Source organism: Pelomonas dachongensis (assembly GCF_043555865.1).
In the GTDB taxonomy this organism is placed as follows: domain Bacteria; phylum Pseudomonadota; class Gammaproteobacteria; order Burkholderiales; family Burkholderiaceae_C; genus Pelomonas; species Pelomonas dachongensis.
This window is the reverse complement of the sequence record NZ_JBIGHY010000002.1, coordinates 934,987-953,310: the sequence shown is the minus strand read 5'-3', so window position 1 is coordinate 953,310 and position 18,324 is coordinate 934,987. Positions and strand designations below refer to the sequence as shown.

12 protein-coding genes are annotated in these 18,324 nt (G+C 71.1%); 3 read left to right on the top strand and 9 right to left on the bottom strand.

The window, feature by feature from the left end; translation table 11 throughout:
* Positions 1–114 precede the first annotated feature (114 nt).
* The 9 genes from mnmC to ACG02S_RS08880 form a co-directional block, all read right to left on the bottom strand.
* The gene (gene mnmC / locus ACG02S_RS08920) at positions 115–1,983 is read right to left on the bottom strand and encodes a bifunctional tRNA (5-methylaminomethyl-2-thiouridine)(34)-methyltransferase MnmC2/FAD-dependent 5-carboxymethylaminomethyl-2-thiouridine(34) oxidoreductase MnmC1 (RefSeq protein ID WP_394470083.1); all 1,869 of its coding nucleotides are present in this window, start codon (positions 1,981–1,983) and stop codon (positions 115–117) included.
* Positions 1,980–3,257 (bottom strand): MgtC/SapB family protein, encoded by a 1,278-nt coding sequence (locus ACG02S_RS08915; protein WP_394470082.1) that lies wholly within the window; start codon positions 3,255–3,257, stop codon positions 1,980–1,982. Before ACG02S_RS08915 ends, mnmC begins: the two co-directional genes overlap by 4 nt.
* Complete coding sequence (locus ACG02S_RS08910; RefSeq protein WP_394470081.1) at positions 3,257–4,627, bottom strand: MBL fold metallo-hydrolase RNA specificity domain-containing protein; 1,371 nt, start codon at positions 4,625–4,627, stop codon at positions 3,257–3,259. The genes ACG02S_RS08915 and ACG02S_RS08910 overlap by 1 nt, the downstream gene beginning before the upstream one ends.
* Positions 4,624–5,262 carry a Rossmann-fold NAD(P)-binding domain-containing protein gene (locus ACG02S_RS08905; protein WP_394470080.1) on the bottom strand — a complete coding sequence of 213 codons (639 nt, stop codon included), beginning with the start codon at positions 5,260–5,262 and terminating at the stop codon, positions 4,624–4,626. The genes ACG02S_RS08910 and ACG02S_RS08905 overlap by 4 nt, the downstream gene beginning before the upstream one ends.
* The gene (locus ACG02S_RS08900) at positions 5,246–7,195 is read right to left on the bottom strand and encodes a DUF3482 domain-containing protein (protein WP_394470079.1); all 1,950 of its coding nucleotides are present in this window, start codon (positions 7,193–7,195) and stop codon (positions 5,246–5,248) included. Before ACG02S_RS08900 ends, ACG02S_RS08905 begins: the two co-directional genes overlap by 17 nt.
* Before the next feature lie 20 nt (positions 7,196–7,215).
* Positions 7,216–7,485, bottom strand: coding sequence for a type II toxin-antitoxin system RelE/ParE family toxin (locus ACG02S_RS08895; protein ID WP_394470078.1), 270 nt, complete (start codon positions 7,483–7,485; stop codon positions 7,216–7,218).
* A gap of 90 nt (positions 7,486–7,575) precedes the next feature.
* Positions 7,576–11,808, bottom strand: a complete 4,233-nt coding sequence (locus ACG02S_RS08890; RefSeq protein WP_394470077.1) for an SNF2-related protein — start codon at positions 11,806–11,808, stop codon at positions 7,576–7,578.
* Between the two features lie 90 nt (positions 11,809–11,898).
* On the bottom strand, positions 11,899–13,389 hold the full coding sequence (locus ACG02S_RS08885; RefSeq protein ID WP_394470076.1) for a DEAD/DEAH box helicase: 1,491 nt from the start codon (positions 13,387–13,389) through the stop codon (positions 11,899–11,901).
* Between the two features lie 171 nt (positions 13,390–13,560).
* Entirely contained in the window at positions 13,561–15,135 is a 1,575-nt protein-coding gene (locus ACG02S_RS08880; protein ID WP_394470075.1) for an ABC transporter substrate-binding protein, read from the bottom strand.
* A 93-nt stretch (positions 15,136–15,228) separates the two neighbouring features.
* Between ACG02S_RS08880 and ettA the strand changes: the two genes are divergently transcribed.
* The 3 genes from ettA to ACG02S_RS08865 all read left to right on the top strand — a co-directional run bounded on the left by ettA (position 15,229) and on the right by ACG02S_RS08865 (position 18,324).
* Positions 15,229–16,893: an energy-dependent translational throttle protein EttA gene (gene ettA, locus ACG02S_RS08875; RefSeq protein ID WP_394470074.1), complete on the top strand. Its 1,665-nt coding sequence runs from the start codon at positions 15,229–15,231 to the stop codon at positions 16,891–16,893.
* A 123-nt stretch (positions 16,894–17,016) separates the two neighbouring features.
* Positions 17,017–17,517 (top strand): Spy/CpxP family protein refolding chaperone, encoded by a 501-nt coding sequence (locus tag ACG02S_RS08870; protein WP_394470073.1) that lies wholly within the window; start codon positions 17,017–17,019, stop codon positions 17,515–17,517.
* A gap of 90 nt (positions 17,518–17,607) precedes the next feature.
* On the top strand, positions 17,608–18,324 hold the full coding sequence (locus ACG02S_RS08865) for a response regulator (protein ID WP_394470072.1): 717 nt from the start codon (positions 17,608–17,610) through the stop codon (positions 18,322–18,324).

The following is an 18,324-nucleotide window of genomic DNA, read 5'->3' as shown; positions in this document are numbered from 1 at the left end:
CCCTCAAACCTACACAGCCGGCGACGCCGGCAACGCCGCGCAGTGTGCGGCCCGGCCTCTGCCGGCTTGCCCCTGTTGACGGGGGTAAATCGGCAATAGTTGGGAGAAGAGCGGCTAGCGCGCGGGCCTGCGTTGCCGGCGCAACGCGAAGCGCAGCGGGTCCACAGCGTCCAGCAGCTCGGCTTCCAGTGGTCGCGGCCCGCCCAGTGCCAGCGCAGCGGCGACGTGGCCAGCCAGCGCCGCCCACGTGATGCCGCGCGAGGCGAACCCTGTGCAGACCACGAGGCCCGGCAGGCGCGGCTGCAACCGCAGCTGCGCGGCCGGCGGCGCGCCGGGCAGCGCCAGGCCGCCAATGAGCGGCAGCCGGTCGGGTGCGATCAGCCGCCACGCCACGCGGCCCGCCAGCGGCGCCCGCGGTGGCGCCACCAGGCCTGCGAGCCGTGCATAGCGCGTCAGGTTCTCGACCTGGTCGGCCTCGCGCAGCTCGGGGGCGGTGTCGTCGTCCTGCGTCGTCGCGCCGCACCAGGCACCGCCCTGGCCGTCGGCGATGGCATAGCCGTCGCCGGCGATGGGCAGGCCGGGCACCCACGGCGCGCGGGCCAGGTGCGTCAACTGGCCTCGCTGCACAGTCAGGTCGACGGCCAGTTCGCCCAACAGCGGCAACTGCGCGTGGCCGCCGGCCAGTACCAGCAGCGGCGCGGTGGTGAGGGGCCCGCCGGTGTCGTCCAGCAAGGTCCAGCCGGCTTCGTCACGGCGCGCGGCCGCCACGGCGGTCCGCAGCTTCAGCGTGGCGCCGCTGGCCTGCAGCAGGGCGTCGACATACGCGCCCGGCGCCACGGCGCCGCCGCCCGGATACAGCCAGGCCGGGTGCGAGAGGGCGGTGCCGGCCAGCGCCGACGCGCGCTCGGTGGACAGCGGTTCGACATACCCCGGCACGCCGACCATCGCGTCCTGTGCGAGCCGGGTCTCCAGCCGCAGCAGGCCGGCCTGCTGCGGCACGCCCAGTTCGCGCAGCAGCGCCTGCGTGGCCAGTGCCGCGGCGCGGTTGAAGCGCGCATGCGGGCCGTCGTCGGGGTTCAGCGTGCCGTGGAACAGGCCGGCCGGATTGCCCGAGCTGGCCTGGGCCGGCGCGGCCAGCGCGTCGACCACCGTGCAGGCCACGCCCGCGCGGGCCAGGGCCAGCGCGCAGGCCGCGCCGGCCAGCCCCGCGCCGACGATGACCGCATGCCGCGCCCCCGGCGCCAGCGGCTCGCGGCCCGCCGGGCGCTGCGGCAGGTGGCGCGGCGCGAAGCGGGCCACCGTCATTTCCGGCTTGTTGGCAAAACCTGGCGCCAGCCCGACCTCGAAGCCCAGCGACGCCAGCGTGCGGCGCATTGGCCGGTGGATGCTCCAGGTTGCGACCGTCGTGCCGGGCACCGCGTGGCGGGCCAGGCTCTTCAGCAGCCATTCGTCCCACAGGTCCGGGTTGAGTTTGGGCGAGAAGCCGTCGAGGTAGATCGCGTCGGCGTCCAGCACCAGCTCCCGCGACAGGTCGCGGGCATCTCCCAGGCCCAGCAGCAGCTCGACGCTGCCGCCTTCAAAGCTGAGCGTATGCAGGCCCGGGGTCAGCGGCGGCCAGCGGTCGACGAGTTGCCGCGCCAGGTCGCCCAGTGGGTTGCCGGCATGCACGCGCGCCAGGTCGTCGCGCGTCAGCGGGTGCTTCTCGAGGCTGACGAACACCAGCCGCGCGCAGCGTGACGGGTCTTGCCGCCAGGCGTCCCAGGTGGCGAGGAAGTTGTTGCCCAGGCCGAAGCCGGTTTCCAGCACGACGAAGCGCTCGCGGCCCTGCCAGCGCGCGGGCAGCCTGTTGCCGTCGACGAACACATGCCGCGCCTGCGCCAGCGCGCCGGCGCGCGAGTGGTAGACGTCGCCGAAGGCGGGTGCGGCCGGCGCGGCGGGGTCGGAGAAGTCGACCTGGGCGGGCGTGATGGGGCCGCGCGTCATGTGATCACCCATGACAGCAGCGCGGCCAGCAGCAGCGGCAAGGCCAGCGCCGTGATGACCACGCGTGCGAAGCCCCAGCCGCCGGCGACGACCGCCGTGACGCTGCGTGTCACGCTGTTGCACGCCAGCGCCAGCAGCAGGCCCCACGTCAGCTGCGCGGTGCCGATGCTGCCGGCTCCCTGCAGCCCGGCCAGCGATGCGATGGGCGCGTGCGCGTCCGCCAGGCCGGCCAGCGCGACGGCGCCGTACAGGCCCGAGGCGCCGAACTGCTCGCGGGCCCAGCTCACCGCCACCGCCACGGCGCTGAGCATCAGCGACAGCAGCAGCGCCTCGCGCAGCCGCAGCGGGCCGCGGCGATCGCTGGTGCCTTGCGCAGCGCTGGCTTGCTCACCGCGGCGCGAGCGCCATGCCAGCAGCCCGCCCAGGCCACCGCACAGCGCCATGCCGAGCAGCGTGATGGGCAGCAACTTCAGCGCCGCGTCGGGCGCCATCGCAAACAGCATCAGCTGGGCCTGCAGCCAGGTGGCGGCGGTCGACATCACCGCGCCCGCCGTGCACGCCATCGCCAGGCCCGGCTGCGCGCGTGCGCGGGTGCCCATCGCTGCAACGGTGGCGGTGCTGGACACCAGCCCCGACAGCAGGCCCGACAGCGCCAGCCCCGCCTGCGGCCCAGCCAGCCGCAGCGCGACGTGGCCCACGGCCTGCAGCGCCAGTAGCAATAGCATCAGCCCCAGCAGCGAATGCGCCTTCATGCCGGCCAGCCAGGGCAGCGGCAGCTGCGGCATCAGCGGCAGCACCACCAGCGCCAGCGCGGCCAGCAGCAGGCCGTCGTGCAACTCCTCCTCGTGCAGCAGGTTTGTTGCGAAGCGGTGCAGCCGCGTGCGCGCGGCCAGCAGTGCGGTCACGACGACGGCGGCCGGCGAGCCCAGCAGCGGTGCCGTCACGCACAGCACACCGATGAGGTACGTCACCAGCAGCGCGATCTCGGTCGTGAGGCCGGGGTCCCGCGTGCGGCTGCGAAGATAGGCCAGCGCCGCCAGCGCCGCGACGGCCAGCGCACCCACCGGCACCAGGCCGGGCACGTCCAGCGCCTGTGCCAGCGCCCCGCTCAGGGCCGCCAGCGTGAAGGTGCGCAGCCCCGCCGGCTCGCGGTGCGGCCCACGCCTCTTGTGGCGCTCGCGCTCCAGACCGATCAGCAGCCCGCTGCCCAGCGCCGCGGCCAGGCCGAAGAGGAGGCTGCCGGAAACGCCGAAGGCCTGGTCCAGGCCGGCCATCACCAGGCGACGGTCTCGCCGTGCTGCGGCACGCGCACGGGCAGGCCCAGCTCGTCCTGGATGCGGCAGCGCAGCGCGTCGGCGGCGGCCGGCTCGCCGTGCACCACGTAGACCTGCTCGGGCGGTCGGGGCAGTGCGCGCAGCCACTGCAGCAGGCCGTCGCCGTCGGCATGGCCGGACAGGCCGTCCAGGTGGCTGATCTCCGCATTCACCGGCACCCAGCGGCCGCGGATCTTGATCTCGCGTTCGCCGCCCACCATGCGCGCGCCGCGCGTGCCGCCGGCCTGGAAGCCGGGGAAGGCGATGTGGTGCTGCGGCTGCGGCGCCAGCGTCTCGATGTAGTTCAGCACCCGCCCGCCGGTGGCCATGCCGCTGGCCGAAATGACGACGGCTGGCTTCGCGCGCGGCGCGGCCAGGCTGGCGGCCAGCTTGAGGCTCTGTGCCTGCTTGGTGACGTAGCGCACCCGGTCGGTCAGGCTGCGCGCCTCGTTGGCGGAGATGCGCAGCAGCCGGGCGTGCTTGATGGTCAGCTCGGTGGCCTGCTCGGCCATCGGGCTGTCCAGCCAGATCGGCACGTCCAGCGGGAGCTCGCCGGCATTGCGCAGGCGTTGCAGCAACAGCAGCAGCGCCTGCGCGCGGCCTACCGCGAAGCTGGGCAGCAGCACCGAGCCGCCTCGTTTGAAGGTGTTACGCAGGATCTGCGCGAGCCGTGCCTGCGCGTCCTCGGCCGGATGCAGCCGGTTGCCGTAGGTGGACTCGATCAGCACCACGTCGGCGGCGGGCGGCACCTGGGGCACGGGCATCAGCAGGTCGTTCACGCGGCCGATGTCGCCCGAGAACAGCAACGAGCGGCCGGCGTGGCTGACGTGGATGCTGCTGGCGCCCAGCAGGTGCCCGGCCGGCGTGAAGCGCACGTCGGTGGCACCGAGCTTGAGCCGGCCATCGCGCGGCAGCGCGGCAAAGGCCTTCAGCGTCGCCTCGGCCTCGCGCACGCCGTACAGCGGCAGCGCCTTGTCGTGACGGCTGGAATGGTCGCGGTTGGCGCGGCGGGCGTCTTCCTCCTGCAGATGAGCGCTGTCGCGCAGCAGCACGTCGCACAGATCGCGGGTGGCCGACGTCGCGTAGATCGGTCCCTTGAAGCCCTGGCGGCGCAGCGCGGGCAGATAGCCGCAGTGGTCCAAGTGGGCATGGGACAGCAGCACGGCGTCCAGCTGCTGGACCGGCTCCCCTAACGGCATCCAGTTGCGTTCGCGCAGCGTCTTGTAGCCCTGGAACAGGCCGGCATCGAGCAGCAGGCGCTGATCGCCCAGCGTGAGCAGATGGCGCGAGCCGGTGACGGTGTCGGCGGCGCCGAGGAAGGTCAGCTTCATGGAGCACCCAGGGTTTGCAGTTCCGTCGATTCGAGCACCTGCACGGCGGGGCCGTGTTGAGACAGCGCAAGCACCAGCGCACGGGCGACACGATCCGGCGTGATGGGCCGCCAGCGCGCCGGGATCAGGCCGGCGATGGGGCGGGTGAGCCGCAACGCCCAGCCTTCGCCGGCGCGCTGCGGCTGCGCCAGCGCGGTGCGTTCGCCGTCCAGCAGCGAGGGCCGCGCGATGACCAGGCGTTCGAAGCCCATCGCCGTCAGCGCGTCCTCGGTCTCGCCCTTGACCCGGTTGTAGAAGACGGCCGAGCGCGCAGTCGCGCCCATCGCCGAGACCAGGCCGCAATGCGTGGCGCCGGCCTGGCGCGCCGCGCGGGCGACGGTCACGACGGCGTCGAAGTCCACTGCGCGAAACGCCGCGCGTGAGCCGGCCTGGGCCATCGTCGTTCCCAAGGCGATGCAGACGCTGCCGGGTGCGGGCAGGGCGGCGAAGGATTCGGGCCGCGCGTAGTCCACGGTCACCGCGCCCGGCTGCGGCTTGCGCACGAGTGCGATGGCGCCGGGCAGCTCGGCCTGCAGGGCGCGGCCGACCAGGCCGGTGGCGCCGGCCAGCCAGCTGGGTTCAGGGGTGGGCGCCATGGGTTCGATTGTCGGCGCTGAGGTCACGCCGGTCGGCAGCCTCCAGCAGGTGCTCGCAGACTTGCGCGAACAGCGGTTGCAGCCGTGCGGGCACTTCGGCCGGCGCGTGCTTGAGTGCGTCGATCCAGGCTGGCGCGTCCAGCGCCGCTTCGACCTGTGCGGCAGGCAAGCGCAGGCCGAGCTGCGCCAGCCAGACATTCAGGACTTCGCCGATCAGCAGCGGCGCGGCCTCCACCAGGTCGACCTGCAGCGAGGTCGTGCGCCGGCCCTGGCGGCGGGTCAACCATTCCGTGAGCCCGCTGCCCGCCACGCCGCCGACGACGGCACCGATCAGTGCGCCGGCGCCCAGCGTCAGGCCACCCGCCGCAACGTCCGCAGCCAGGCCGGTGGCCGCGCCACCTGCCACACCGCTCAACACCGAATTGCGCGCCACGGACCTCGGGCGCAGCACCTGGTGGGGCCAGGCCTCGCCGGCAGACGGCACCGCGTCGGTGGCGGCATCCTGCCCGTACAGCTCACGCAGCTTTTCGGCCAGCACCTGCAGCTGTTGATCCACCGCCTTGCGCAGCTGCGTCTGCGGCTCGGCGCCGTCGGGTAGGTGAAGCGGCTGCACGCACAGCGTGGCCAGCGCCTGGGCCATGAGCCGTTGGGCCTGGCCCTCGCGCTCGCGTACCGGCGCTTCCCAGGCTTCGAGCAGGCGTTGCCAGGCCCCTTGCCGGGCGGGCGGCCACAGTGGGCCCAGCGCGCGCAGCTGGCGGCGCTGCGCCGGCCAGGCCGGCGTTGCAGCGGGCAGGCTCTCTGCCGCCGCGCAGGCATCGAAGGCGGGGATGCGGGCAGGGCTTGCGCCCAGCAGCGCCAGCGCACGGCCGCCCCAGGTGGCTGGCAAGGTCTCGGGCGCGGCGTCGGTCAGCGTCAGCAGCAGGCGGTCGCCCTCCGGGCTGCTGAGCCGTTCGCCGTCCTGGCCGAGCAGGCCGCCCGCCAGGCGGCGTTGCGGGTCGATCAGCAGCAGCCGCAGGTCGGCAGGCCCGCTGCCCACGTTCAACGGCAGCGCGTGCGCCAGCCGCCAGCTGCGCCAGGCCGCGTGCAGCACCAGCAGCAGGCGCGGCAGCGCGACGAGCGCCACCGTCGCCGCCATCAGATGCAGCCAGTCCGCAGCCAGTGCCTGGGGCCCCTGCAGGGCGGCATGGCGCAGCGGGGCGACATCGGGCACGGCCAGGCCGGTGAGCCAGGCGGCTGGGGCCAGCAGCAAGTCGGCTAGGCGCTGCACCTGGGTGGCGTCGAGATAGGTGCTTTCCCAGCCGATCAGGATCTCCAGCCCGAGTGCACGCAGGTAGAGCCCGCCGATCAGCCCCAGGTTCAGCCCCAGCAGCGCCAGGTGCCACAACAACGCGCAGCGGGCCGCCTGCAGCGGCAGGCTGAGCTGCCACCAGTGCGCCAGCGCCTGCCTGGCGCGGCTGCGGGTGCGCGGCGTCAGCAGGCGCTGCCACAGGCGCAGAAGCGGCCCCTTCTTGACCAGCAGCGCAGGACGCCGGAACGCCAGCACGAACAGCAGCCCGTAGGCCAGGAGCTGCAGCGCCAGCACGCCCCACAGAGGCAGCGCCAGCAGGTTCAGCTGCTGGCCGCCCAGCCTGTCCAGGCCCAGGCCCAGCACCAGGCCCCCCACCATGGCCGCCAGTGCCCAGCTGCCCGACCACAGCGGCCGCGCCAGCAGTTCCGTCAGCCTGTCGTCACGCTCGCCCATGCGCTGCGCTGCGTGGCGTGCCCGCGCCAGCCGGAAGTCGACGGCGGCTCCCTCGGCACGCGCCTGCTGCGTGGCCCAGCGGGCGTCATCGGCGGACCAGAGCGCGCCCACGTCGTGGCTTTCGGCCCAGTCCAGCAGCGCCACGCGCCGTGCGGCTGCCTCGGAGGCAACGAAGTCGGGTTCGAGCTTCAACGGTGCGGTCCTCGCAGCCGTCAGCGCGCCACGCGCAGCAGGTGCCGGGACAACAGCCCGCGCAGGTCGCGCCGCACGTCGCAGACGATGTGGCGGTAGACGACCCTCGCCGCCCACTCGCCGAGGACGCGGTTCTTGCCCGAGACGCGTTGCCGGTAGCGCTCGCTGCCGAGGTCGGCCAGTTCCTCGGGCACGGTGCCGGACAGCGGGAAGGCCTGCAGGGTGTCGACCGTGACGAGCAGCCGGGCCAGCGTATCGGCCCAAGCGGGCGCGCCGAGCTTCTTCAGCACGTCGTGGCCAGATAGCGGATGAGCTTGACTTGGGCGCTGCGCATGCAAAGTCCGTGGGGCTCGGTGGAATGAATGTAGGCCAAATACGGACTACGCATCGGCCAGCAGCGCAGCCAGTGCCGCGGCATCCAGCGGCGCGGCACGGCCTTCGCCCTCCAGCATGCTCTCCGCCAGACCGCGCTTGTCGCGATGCAGCTCGATGATGCGTTCCTCCACTGAGCCGGCCGTCACCAGCCGGTAGACGGTCACGGGGCGTTGCTGGCCCATGCGGTGGGCACGGCCGGCGGCCTGGTCTTCGGCGGCGGGGTTCCACCACGGGTCGACGATGAGCACGTAGTCGGCCACGGTCAGGTTCAGGCCGAAGCCGCCGGCTTTCAGGCTGATGAGGAACACGTCCCCCTCGCCCTGCTGGAAGGCGGCGACGCGCTTCGTGCGCTCGGCCTGTGGCGTGCTGCCATCCAGGCGCTGGTGAGCGACGCCCATCTGCGCGAGGCGCTCACCCAGCAGGTCCAGGTAGTCGGTGAACTGGCTGAACACCAGCGCCTTGTGGCCGCCGGCGACCAGCTCGCGCACGATCTGCTCGAACTCGGCCATCTTGCTGCCCATCAGCCCCAGCTCGGGCGACACCAGGCGCGGGTCACAGGCCGCGCGGCGAAGCCGCATCAGCTCGGCCAGCACCTGCATGGGGGCGCCGCGCTCCGGGTCGGCGGCGGCCTGCGCCACGGCGGCCTGCGCGTCGCGGCGCAGGGCTTCCAGGAAATGGCGCTCCTGCTCCGTGGGCACCACGCGGTGGATGATCTCGGTGCGCGGGGGCAGGTCTTGCAGCACCTGGGCCTTCGTGCGGCGCAGCAGGAAGGGCGCGACGAGGCGACGCAGCCGCGCGCGGGCCGGCGCGTCCTGCTGGCGCTCGATGGGGCCGGCAAAGCGTTCGTTGAACTGTTGTGCCGTGCCCAGCAGGCCGGGGTTGATCAGGTTCATCAGTGACCACAGGTCGGCCAGCCGGTTCTCCACCGGTGTACCCGACAGTGCCAGGCGAAAGTCCGCGTCGAACTCTGCAACGGACTTGGCCCGCTTGGTGGCGGCATTCTTCAGCGCCTGAGCCTCGTCCAGCACCAGCGTGTGCCAGCGCTGCGCGGCAAACGCGTCGGCATCGATCTGCGCCAGCGCGTAGCTGGCGACCACGATGTCGCCCGGTCCTGCGCCGGCCAGCAGCGCGGTGCGGTCGGTGGCGGTGCCGTAGTCCAGCGCGTTCAACGACGGCGCGAACGTGGCGCACTCGGCCAGCCAGTTGCCGCAGACGGACGTGGGCGCGATGACCAGCGCCGGGCCTTGCGCCGCGCGCTCGACCAGCAGCGCCAGCGTCTGCACGGTCTTTCCCAGGCCCATGTCGTCGGCGAGGCAGGCACCGAAGCCGGCCGCCGCCAGCCGGCTCATCCACGCGAAGCCCTCGGCCTGGTAGCCGCGCAGCTCGGCGCGCAGCGCCTTGGGGGGCTGGGGTTGCAGCGCGGCGGCGGCGGCGAGCTGGTGCGTCCGTTCACGCCAGGCGGCGTCGCCGGCCAGCTGCACGCCGGCCAGGCCTTGCTCCAGCCAGGCGGCGCCGGCGGCGGGCAGCTGCAGCGCGCCCTTCTTCGTCTCGCCCAGCGCGTCCAGGTCGCGCAGCTGCTGGCGCAGTTGCTCGGACAGCGCCAGGTAGTGGCCCTCGGCCAGTCGTACGAAGCGGCTCCTGCTGGCGCGGCTGAGCGCCAGCAGCTCCTGCAGGCCCAGCACACGGCCTTCCTCGACCTGGGCCTCGCCGCTCACGCCCAGCCAGTCGCGTCCGCTGCTGACGGTGATCTGCACCGAAGCGCCGTCCAGCGGCAGCACGCGCACCGGCTTGCCCTTGGGCCAGGCCAGCGCGGCAATGCCGGGCAGCGCCGGCAGGCGCTCGACGGCAGCCAGTGCATCCTCGGCGTCGGCCAGCAGCCAAGGCTGGTCGGGCGGTTGCTCGGGATCGAGGAAGGGCAGGGCCTCCATGACAGCGGCTCGGTGCGCGCTTTCGGCGTGCAGGTCACGCTCGGTCGCCACGCTGATGCCTTCATGCAGGCACATCAGCCGCTCGCGGCCCTGGCCGGGCGTGACGGCGGGACCGAAGTCGCCAAACGGCTGGGCCACCAGCAGCAGGCTCAGGCCTTCGCCCTGCGGCGTGAGGCGCGCGTGCAGGCGGCTGTCACCCGCCACGCGCTGGCCGGCATCGGCGTCGGAGTGCAGCTGGAAGTGACCGGTCAGCACTTGCAGTGCGCCGCCCAGCTCGGCGGTCGCATCGGCCGGCACCTGCCAGCCCTGGGCCACCAGTTCGGCCACGCGGCGCTGCGTGGGCGTGATGCGGATCAGCCGCGCGCGGCCCGGGCCCTCGCGCACCACGCGCTGGGCGTTGCGGCGCTCGCGTTCGGCTTCGGCCTGGGCGCCGTGCAGCATGCCGGCGTGAGGGGCGTCGCTGGAGATCAGCGGCGGATGCAGGTGAAACTGAAAAGCGTCGCCCACGCGCTTCACCTCCAGCTCAGGCTGCCCCTCGCTCAGCTCCACCCACTGGCCCGGCGCATCGGCGAACATCAGGTGCGGGTGGCCCACCAGCGCGACCAGGGCCGCGCTGACGTCCAGCCGCAGGTCGTGCACGCCGGCCCAGGCGTCGCGCTCGATGTGGCGCAGCACCAGGTTGTCGCGGCTGCGCTGGGCGCCCTGCTTCTTCAGCTTGGCGAGCGTGACGGCCTTGAACTTGAGGCCGCCGCGGGCGCCGGTGCTCATCTCCAGCGGCTCCAGTGTGTGCACGCGGCCGGCGGCGTCCAGCTTGAGCTGCCAGGCCAGCTCGGTCTTGGCTGCACTACCGGCGGGCTTGCCGTCGTCGCTGAGCGCGGCGATGGCCGCGAGCGCGTCCTGCCAGGCAGGGCGTGGCCGGCCCAGGAAACTGGCAACGCGCGTGGTGCCTTCGCCGCCCAGCTCCAGCCGGTGCAGCGCGGCGCGCAGGTGCTCGGCCAGCAGCGCCTGGTCGGTGCCGAGGCGGGCGAGCAGGTCTTGCGCGAGCGCGGGCGTCCAGCCCGGCGCGGGCTTGCCCAGCCAGGCGGCTAGCAGCAGGCGGTCGGCCGGCGCGGCGTCGCCCGGCGCATGGGGCGCGAAGGCGGCGTCGAGGAAGCTGTCCTCGCCCAGCCGCACGCCGATGCCGTGCGCCCACAGGCCCCAGGCGTCATAGGCCGTCGGATTGCGAGTGCCAGACTCGGCGATGGCGTACTTGCGCGCCAGCGCCCAGGCTTTGGGGTCGTTGCTGGCCAGCAGGCTCAGCAGGTAGAACCGCGCGGTGTCCAGCGGCAGCGCGTTGCGGCGGCTGCGGCTGGCGGTGTGGAGGGCTTTGATGGCGGCCTCGAAGGCCGCACTGGCCTCGGTCCAGCGGCCGGCGACGAGGGCGCGCGTGGCGGCCAACACGGTCACGCCGGGGCCTTGAAGCCCTTGCAGCTGGCGCTCGGCGCCGTCCAGATCCAGCGCCAGTAGGTCAGCCTCGGCCAGGCGTGCGCGCAGCGGGATGCTCAGCGGCGCGGCTTCGGCCGTGCCCAGCCAGGCGCGAATGTCGGCGCGTGCCGGGTCGCCGACCCGCAGCACATCGAGCAGCAGGCCCAGCAGGCCGTCGCGCAGTTCAGGATCAATCTGCGGCAGCAGACCTGGCAGCCAGGGGGTGAGCATCGCCTGCGCCTGCAGCATCGGGTCGCGCAGCTCGGACAGGCTCGTATCCAGCAGCGTGTGGAACTCGGCGGCCGGCAGGCCGGTGTAGAACATCAGGCGCAGCACCGCCAGCATGTCGTCCTCGCCGCGGAAGCTGACCCAGCCAACGGGATCGCGCCAGTGGCCGCGGCCCGGGCCCAGCAGCCACAGGCGCTGGCGCCAGAAGTGCTCGGCCTCGGGACGGGTCAGCAGGACCTGCAGCCGTGCGGCATGGTCGGCTAGGGGGGCGCGCGTGCCCTTGCTGTAAATCGCCTCGGCCTGCCCGCGTTCGACCAGAGCGTGCAGGCCGTCGCGCACGCTGTAGTGGTCGAAGGCGCTGCCGTCGGCGCGCTGCTGGCCGTTCATGGCCAGCCACTGCAGCACGGCGTTGATGCTGGCAAAGCCGCCCAGCAGCAGCAGCGTGTCAAGCAACGCCAGCAGGTCGGCCTCGGGCAGCGGGGGTGAGGTGCCGGCGGGTTGAGCCTTGCTCGGAGCCCGCTTGATCTGCTGGATCTTGTCCAGCATCTGCTGGGCGGTCACCACCGTGCCATCAGGCAGGTTGAACTTGAGGGATTTGTCGAGCGGGGGGCGAGCCATGGCGCGGAATTAGAGCAGCGCGGAATTAGAGCAGCCAAAGAAAACGGCCTGCCCCGCGAAGGGCAGGCCGTGCGGACTATGCGCGGTCGATCAGCGCTTGGGCGATGTCAGGCGCGGGCCGTTGTTGCTGCGCGCGGCGCCGCCGTCGCGGCTGGGCTGGCCGGAGCCCGAGCGTTGACCACCCTGGCCTTGCGGCTTGGGCGCCGTGCGGGCACCGCCGACGCCAGTGTGGCCACCCGGCTTGCCGCCACCGCCACTGGGGCGGCCACCGTCGCGCGAACCGCCACGGCTGTCGCCACCCCGGCCACCACCACCGCCGTTGCCACCACGGCCGCCGCGGCCGTTGGCACCGGCCGGCGGGTTGGGGTTGCGGCCCCGGCTGCCGTTCGGGTTCAGGATGGTGCGGCCCAGCACGATGGGCTCGGCCTTCTCGTTCGGGTCGGGCGCGAAGCCGGGCACGATCTCTTTCGGGATCTCGCGCTTGATGAGCCGCTCGATGTCACGCAGGAAGCCGTTCTCGTCGATGCAGACGAGGCTGACAGCCTCGCCCTGCGCGCCGGCGCGGCCCGTGCGGCCGATGCGGTGGACGTAGTCCTCCGGCACGTTGGGCAGCTCGAAGTTGACGACGTGGGGCAGCTGGTCGATGTCGATGCCGCGGGCGGCGATGTCGGTCGCCACCAGGCAGGTCAGGTCGCCCGACTTGAAGTCGGCCAGCGCCTTGGTGCGCGCACCCTGGCTCTTGTTGCCGTGGATGGCCATGGCGCTGATGCCTTGGTCGTTCAGGTAGTCGGTCAGGCGGTTGGCGCCGTGCTTCATGCGCGTGAAGACCAGTACCTGGTGCCAGTCGCCCGACTTGATCAGGTGCGCCAGCAGTTCCTTCTTGCGCTCGCGGCCGACCGGGTGGACCTTCTGCGCGATGGCGTCGTTGGTCTGGTTGCGGCGGGCCACCTCGATCAGCGCCGGGGCGTTGAGCAGGCGGTCGGCGAGGTTCTTGATCTCGTCGCTGAAGGTGGCGCTGAACAGCAGCGACTGTTTCTTGGCGGGCAGCAGCGCGAGCACCTTCTTGATGTCGTGCACGAAGCCCATGTCGAGCATGCGGTCGGCTTCGTCCAGCACCAGCATCTGCACCTGGCTCAGGTCCAGCGTGCCCTGCTGCGCGTGGTCCAGCAGGCGGCCGGGCGTGGCGACAAGGATGTCGACGCCGTCGCGCAGCTTGTTGATCTGCGGCTGCATGCCGACGCCTCCGAACATGACCATGCTCTTCAGCGGCAGGTACTTGCCGTAGGTCTGCACGCTTTCCTCGACCTGGGCGGCCAGCTCGCGGGTGGGCGTCAGCACGAGGGCGCGGATGGCGATCTTGCCGCGCTTGTTCAGCAGCTTCTCGCCGGTGGACAGGCGGTGCAGCATGGGCAGCGTGAAGCCGGCGGTCTTGCCGGTGCCGGTCTGTGCGCCGGCCAGCAGGTCGCCACCGTTCAACACGGCGGGAATGGCCTGGGCCTGGATGGGGGTGGGGGTGGTGTAGCCGGCGTCGGCGATGGCCTTCAGCAGCGGGGCTGCAAGGCCGAGGGTGTCGAAACTCATCGAATCCAATAGAGGGGAGGCACGCCGAAAATCACCGGGGCTTGCCGTGACGCCGGGGAGGCGACACCAGTCTTCGGGCAAGCCAGGCCGCGTGCTTGGGGCCAGAAAAATGAAACGCCGCGCAAGACTGAGAGGCGCGGCGTTGGGTTGCATTCTAGCGGCTGGCGCCGCTCAGCGTGATTTGGAGATCGTGACCCAGTCCATGCTTGCCATGTTGTTGGCGGAATGCGGCAGACTGACCTCCTTGCGCATGGCCCACGGGATGACCTGGCGGTGCAGCGGAATGATGGCGATCTGTTCGCGGTAGGCCTGCAGCGCGGCCTTGACGAGGCCCTCGCGTTTCTTTGTGTCGGTCTCGATGGTGGACGCGGCCGCCAGCGCGTCCGCCGCGGCGTTGACGATGCCGCCGTAGTTGGCCACGCCCACGCCTTGCTCGCCGCGGTTGCGCAGCACTGGAGTCAGCATGACTTCGGCGTCTGTCGAGCCGCCGCCCCAGCCGGTCAGGAACAGGCTGGTGTCGAACTTCTCGATCTTGGGGAAGTACAGCGTGCGCGGCATGGCGTTGACCTTGGTGCGCACCTTGATCTGCGCCCACATGCTGGCCAGCGCGATGCAGATGCGCTCGTCATTGACGTAGCGGTTGTTGGGGCAGTCCAGCGTGATGTCGAAGCCTTCGGCAAATCCCGCCTCGGCCAGCAGCTTGCGAGCGGCGGCCGGGTCGTAGGGCAGCCGGCTTTCGAGCTTGGCGTCGCCGTAGGCACCGCGCGGCGACGGCGTCAGGCCGCCGGTGGGCAGCGAGTACCCGTTCATCAGCTTGGTCTTGATGGCCTCGATGTCGATGCCCTGGTAGAGCGCCTGGCGCACGCGGCGGTCTTTCAGCGGGTTCTTGCCACCGGCGGCCTTGCCGTACAGCAGCGTGTCGCGGGTCTGGTCCATGCCGAGGTAGACAAGGCGGTTCTCCTGCCCATCCAGCACCTTCAGCTGCGGATTCGTGCGCAGCCGGGCGACATCGCGCGGCGGCGGGTCGATGACGAAGTCCACCTCGCCGGAAATCAGGGCCGCGGTGCGGGTCGCGTCGTTGCCGATGGGCAGGTAGATGAACTCCTGCAGGTTGCCTTCAAACTTGTTCCACCAGGCCGGGTTGCGCTTGAACACAGTCTTCACGCCCGGCTGGCGGCTGACCAGCATGAACGGGCCAGTACCGTTGGCGTTGCGGCTGGCGTAGGACTCTTCCTGCTGCTTGAAATTCAGCGGCTGGGTCACTCGGTGCTGCTCGCACCAGCGCTTGCTCATGATGTAGAGGTTGCCCATCAGCTCCGGCACGATGGGGTTGGGCTTGTCCAGCACGAACTCCACCGTCAGCGGGTCCACCGCCCGCGGGATGCCCACCGCGTTGGCGTAGACGCGCTGCGGCGCGTTCGGGTCGCGCAGGCGCTGCATCGAGAAAACCACGTCGTCGGCCGTGAAGGGCGTGCCGTCGTGGAACTTCACGCGCGGCCGCAGCTTGAAGCGCCACAGCGTCGGGCTCACCTGCGTCCACGCCGTGGCCAGCGCCGGGCCCATGCTCATGTCGTTCATGCGCCGGGTCAGGGCCTCGTACACCTGGTTGTTCAAGGTGTTCGTCATCACCTCGTTCTGCGAATGCGGATCGGTGGTCTGCATGTCGCCCTGGCTGGCCCAGCGCAGCGTCTGAGCGGAGGAGAGGCCGGTGGCGAGAACGAGCAGGGCGGCGAGCACGCGGAGCATCTGACTTCCTGAAATCACGGGCTCGGCGACAATAGCAGGCATCGCAGGCCTCTCCCGGGGCCTGCCGCCATTTCAGCCTGACAGGATTTGCCCATGGCCCAGTACGTCTTCTCGATGAACCGTGTGAACAAGACGGTTCCCCCCAAGCGCCACATCCTGAAGGACATCTCGCTGTCCTTCTTCCCCGGCGCCAAGATTGGCGTGCTGGGTGTCAACGGCTCGGGCAAGTCCACGATCCTGAAGATCATGGCCGGCGTCGACAAGGAGTACGAAGGCGAGGCGATGCCCATGCCCGGCATCAAGATCGGCTACCTGGAGCAGGAGCCGCGCCTGAACGAGACGCAGACCGTGCGCGAGGCCGTGGAAGAGGGCATCGGCGGCGTGCTGGCCGCCAAGAAGCGCCTGGACGAGGTCTACGCCGCCTACGCCGAACCCGACGCCGACTTCGATGCGCTGGCTGCTGAGCAGGGCGAGCTGGAGGCCATCATTGCCGCCGCCGGCTCCGAGAACACGGACCTGCAGCTGGAACTGGCCGCCGACGCGCTGAACCTGCCGCCGTGGGACGCTCAGATCGGTGTGCTGTCCGGTGGCGAGAAGCGCCGAGTGGCGCTGTGTCGCCTGCTGCTGAGCAAGCCCGACATGCTGCTGCTGGACGAACCCACCAACCACTTGGACGCGGAGTCGGTCGAGTGGCTGGAGCAGTTCCTGCAGCGCTTCCCCGGCACTGTGGTGGCCATCACCCACGATCGTTACTTCCTGGACAACGCGGCCGAGTGGATCCTGGAACTGGACCGTGGCCACGGCATCCCGTGGAAGGGCAATTACTCCGACTGGCTGGACCAGAAGGAAAAGCGCCTGGAGACTGAGCAGAAGTCCGAAGACGCGCGCATGAAGGCCATGAAGGAGGAGCTGAAGTGGGTGCGCTCCAACGCCAAGGGTCGTCAGGCCAAGAGCAAGGCGCGCCTGGCCCGCTTCGAGGAACTGAGCGACGTCGAGTACCAGCAGCGCAACGTGACGAACGAGATCTTCATCCCCGTGGCCGAGCGCCTGGGCAATGAAGTCATCGAGTTCGAGAACGTCAGCAAGAGCTTCGGCGACCGCGTGCTGATCGACAACCTGTCGTTCAAGGTGCCGGCCGGCGCCATCGTCGGCATCATTGGCCCCAACGGCGCCGGCAAGTCGACGCTGTTCCGCATGCTGCAGGGCGTGGAGCAGCCGGACAGCGGAACCGTCAAGATCGGTAAGACGGCCAAGATGGCCTTCGTCGACCAGAGCCGCCAGAGCCTGGAAGCCGACAAGACCGTGTGGCAGGACGTCTCCGGCGGCCTGGACAACATCACGGTCGGCAAGTTCGTCATGCCCAGCCGTGCGTATCTGGGCCGCTTCAACTTCAAGGGCAATGACCAGCAGAAGATGGTCGGCCAGCTCTCCGGCGGTGAACGCGGCCGCCTGCACCTGGCCAAGACGCTGGCCCAGGGCGGCAACGTGCTGATGCTGGACGAACCGTCCAACGACTTGGACGTCGAAACCCTGCGCGCGCTGGAAGAAGCGCTGCTGGAGTTCGCCGGCTCGGCCATGGTCATCAGCCATGACCGTTGGTTCCTGGACCGCATCTGCACGCACATCCTGGCCTGCGAAGGCAACTCGCAGTGGTTCTTCTTCGACGGTAACTTCCACGAGTACGAGGCCGACAAGAAGAAGCGCCTGGGCGAAGAAGGCGCGCGCCCGAAGCGCATGCGCTTCAAGCCCATCAAGTGACGTTCTGAGGGGAGGGGAAGCCTGATCGCGACAACGCGACACAGTTCTTTACTCCGCCCCCAAAGATCGCATACAGGGGCCCTGGAAGATCACATCACTCACTCTTCCTCCAGGAGACCTCTGATGAAAGCCTTCCAGATCCAGAACCTGTTCCGCATCGGTGCCGTGGCCACGGCGCTGGCCCTGGGCGGCGTCGCTGCCCACGCGGGTGGCCCCGGCGGTCCTGGCGGACCCGGCCATCACCGCGGCGGCCCGACGCTGATGGCGCCCGGCCCGTTTGGCGGCCACATGGGCCACATGCTGGAACTGGTCAACGCGACCGATGCCCAGCGCAGCCAGATCAAGGCCATCTTCAAGCAGGCCGGGCAGGATCTGGCCGGCCAGCGCGACAACGGCCGCAAGCTGAACGAGCAGCTCGCCATGCTGTACACGGCGACCAACATCGACGCCGCTGCCATCGAGTCGGTGCGCGCCCAGATCGCCGCGCAGCACGAGACAGCGTCCAAGCGCATGAGCCAGGCCAGCATCGAGGCTGCCCGCGTGTTGACGCCCGAGCAGCGCGCCAAGATCGGCGAGACGATGAAGAAGCGCGAGGCCCGCATGGCCGAGCGCCGTTCCCGCTGATTCGCGCGGCCTGAGAGTTCTGCGATGCTTGAGGCCCGTACGCCCGGCGCCGATGTGCGCCGGTCTTCGTTCTCTTCGTTGGCCCCGGTGATGACTGCTCGACTGCTGCTGATCGATGACGATGCCCGCCTGACCGGCATGGTGGGCGACTACCTGCGCAACGCCGGCTTCGAGGTCAGCACGGCTGCCAGCCTGGCCCAGGCGCGCGACATGCTGGCGCAGAGCCGTTTCGAGCTGATCGTGCTGGACATCATGCTGCCGGACGGCGACGGTCTGGACTTCTGCCGCTGGCTGCGCGGCGACACGCGCTGGCGCCACCAGCCGGTGCTGATGCTGTCGGCCCGCGGCGAGCCCATGGACCGCATCCTGGGTCTCGAGCTGGGCGCGGACGACTACCTCGCCAAGCCCTTCGAGCCGCGCGAGCTGCAGGCCCGCATCAAGGCGCTGCTGCGCCGGCTGGAGCCCAAGCTGGACGGTGACGAGGTGCTGCGCTTCGGCCGGCTGGAGATCGACCTGGCCGCCCGTGTGGCACGCCTGGACGGCAAGATCTGCGACCTGACCAGCCACCAGTTCGACCTGCTCGTGGTGCTGGCGCAGAGCCCGGGCCGGGTGCTGTCCCGCGACCAGATCATGGACGCGCTGAAGGGCCATCCGCTGGAGGCCTTCGACCGCTCCATCGACGTGCACATCTCGCGCATCCGCGCCGTCATCGAGGACGATCCGAAGACGCCGCGCCGCGTGCTGACTGTGCGCGGTGCGGGCTATGTGTTCGCGCGCAAGCAGGACGCGGACTCGGACAGCGCCTGA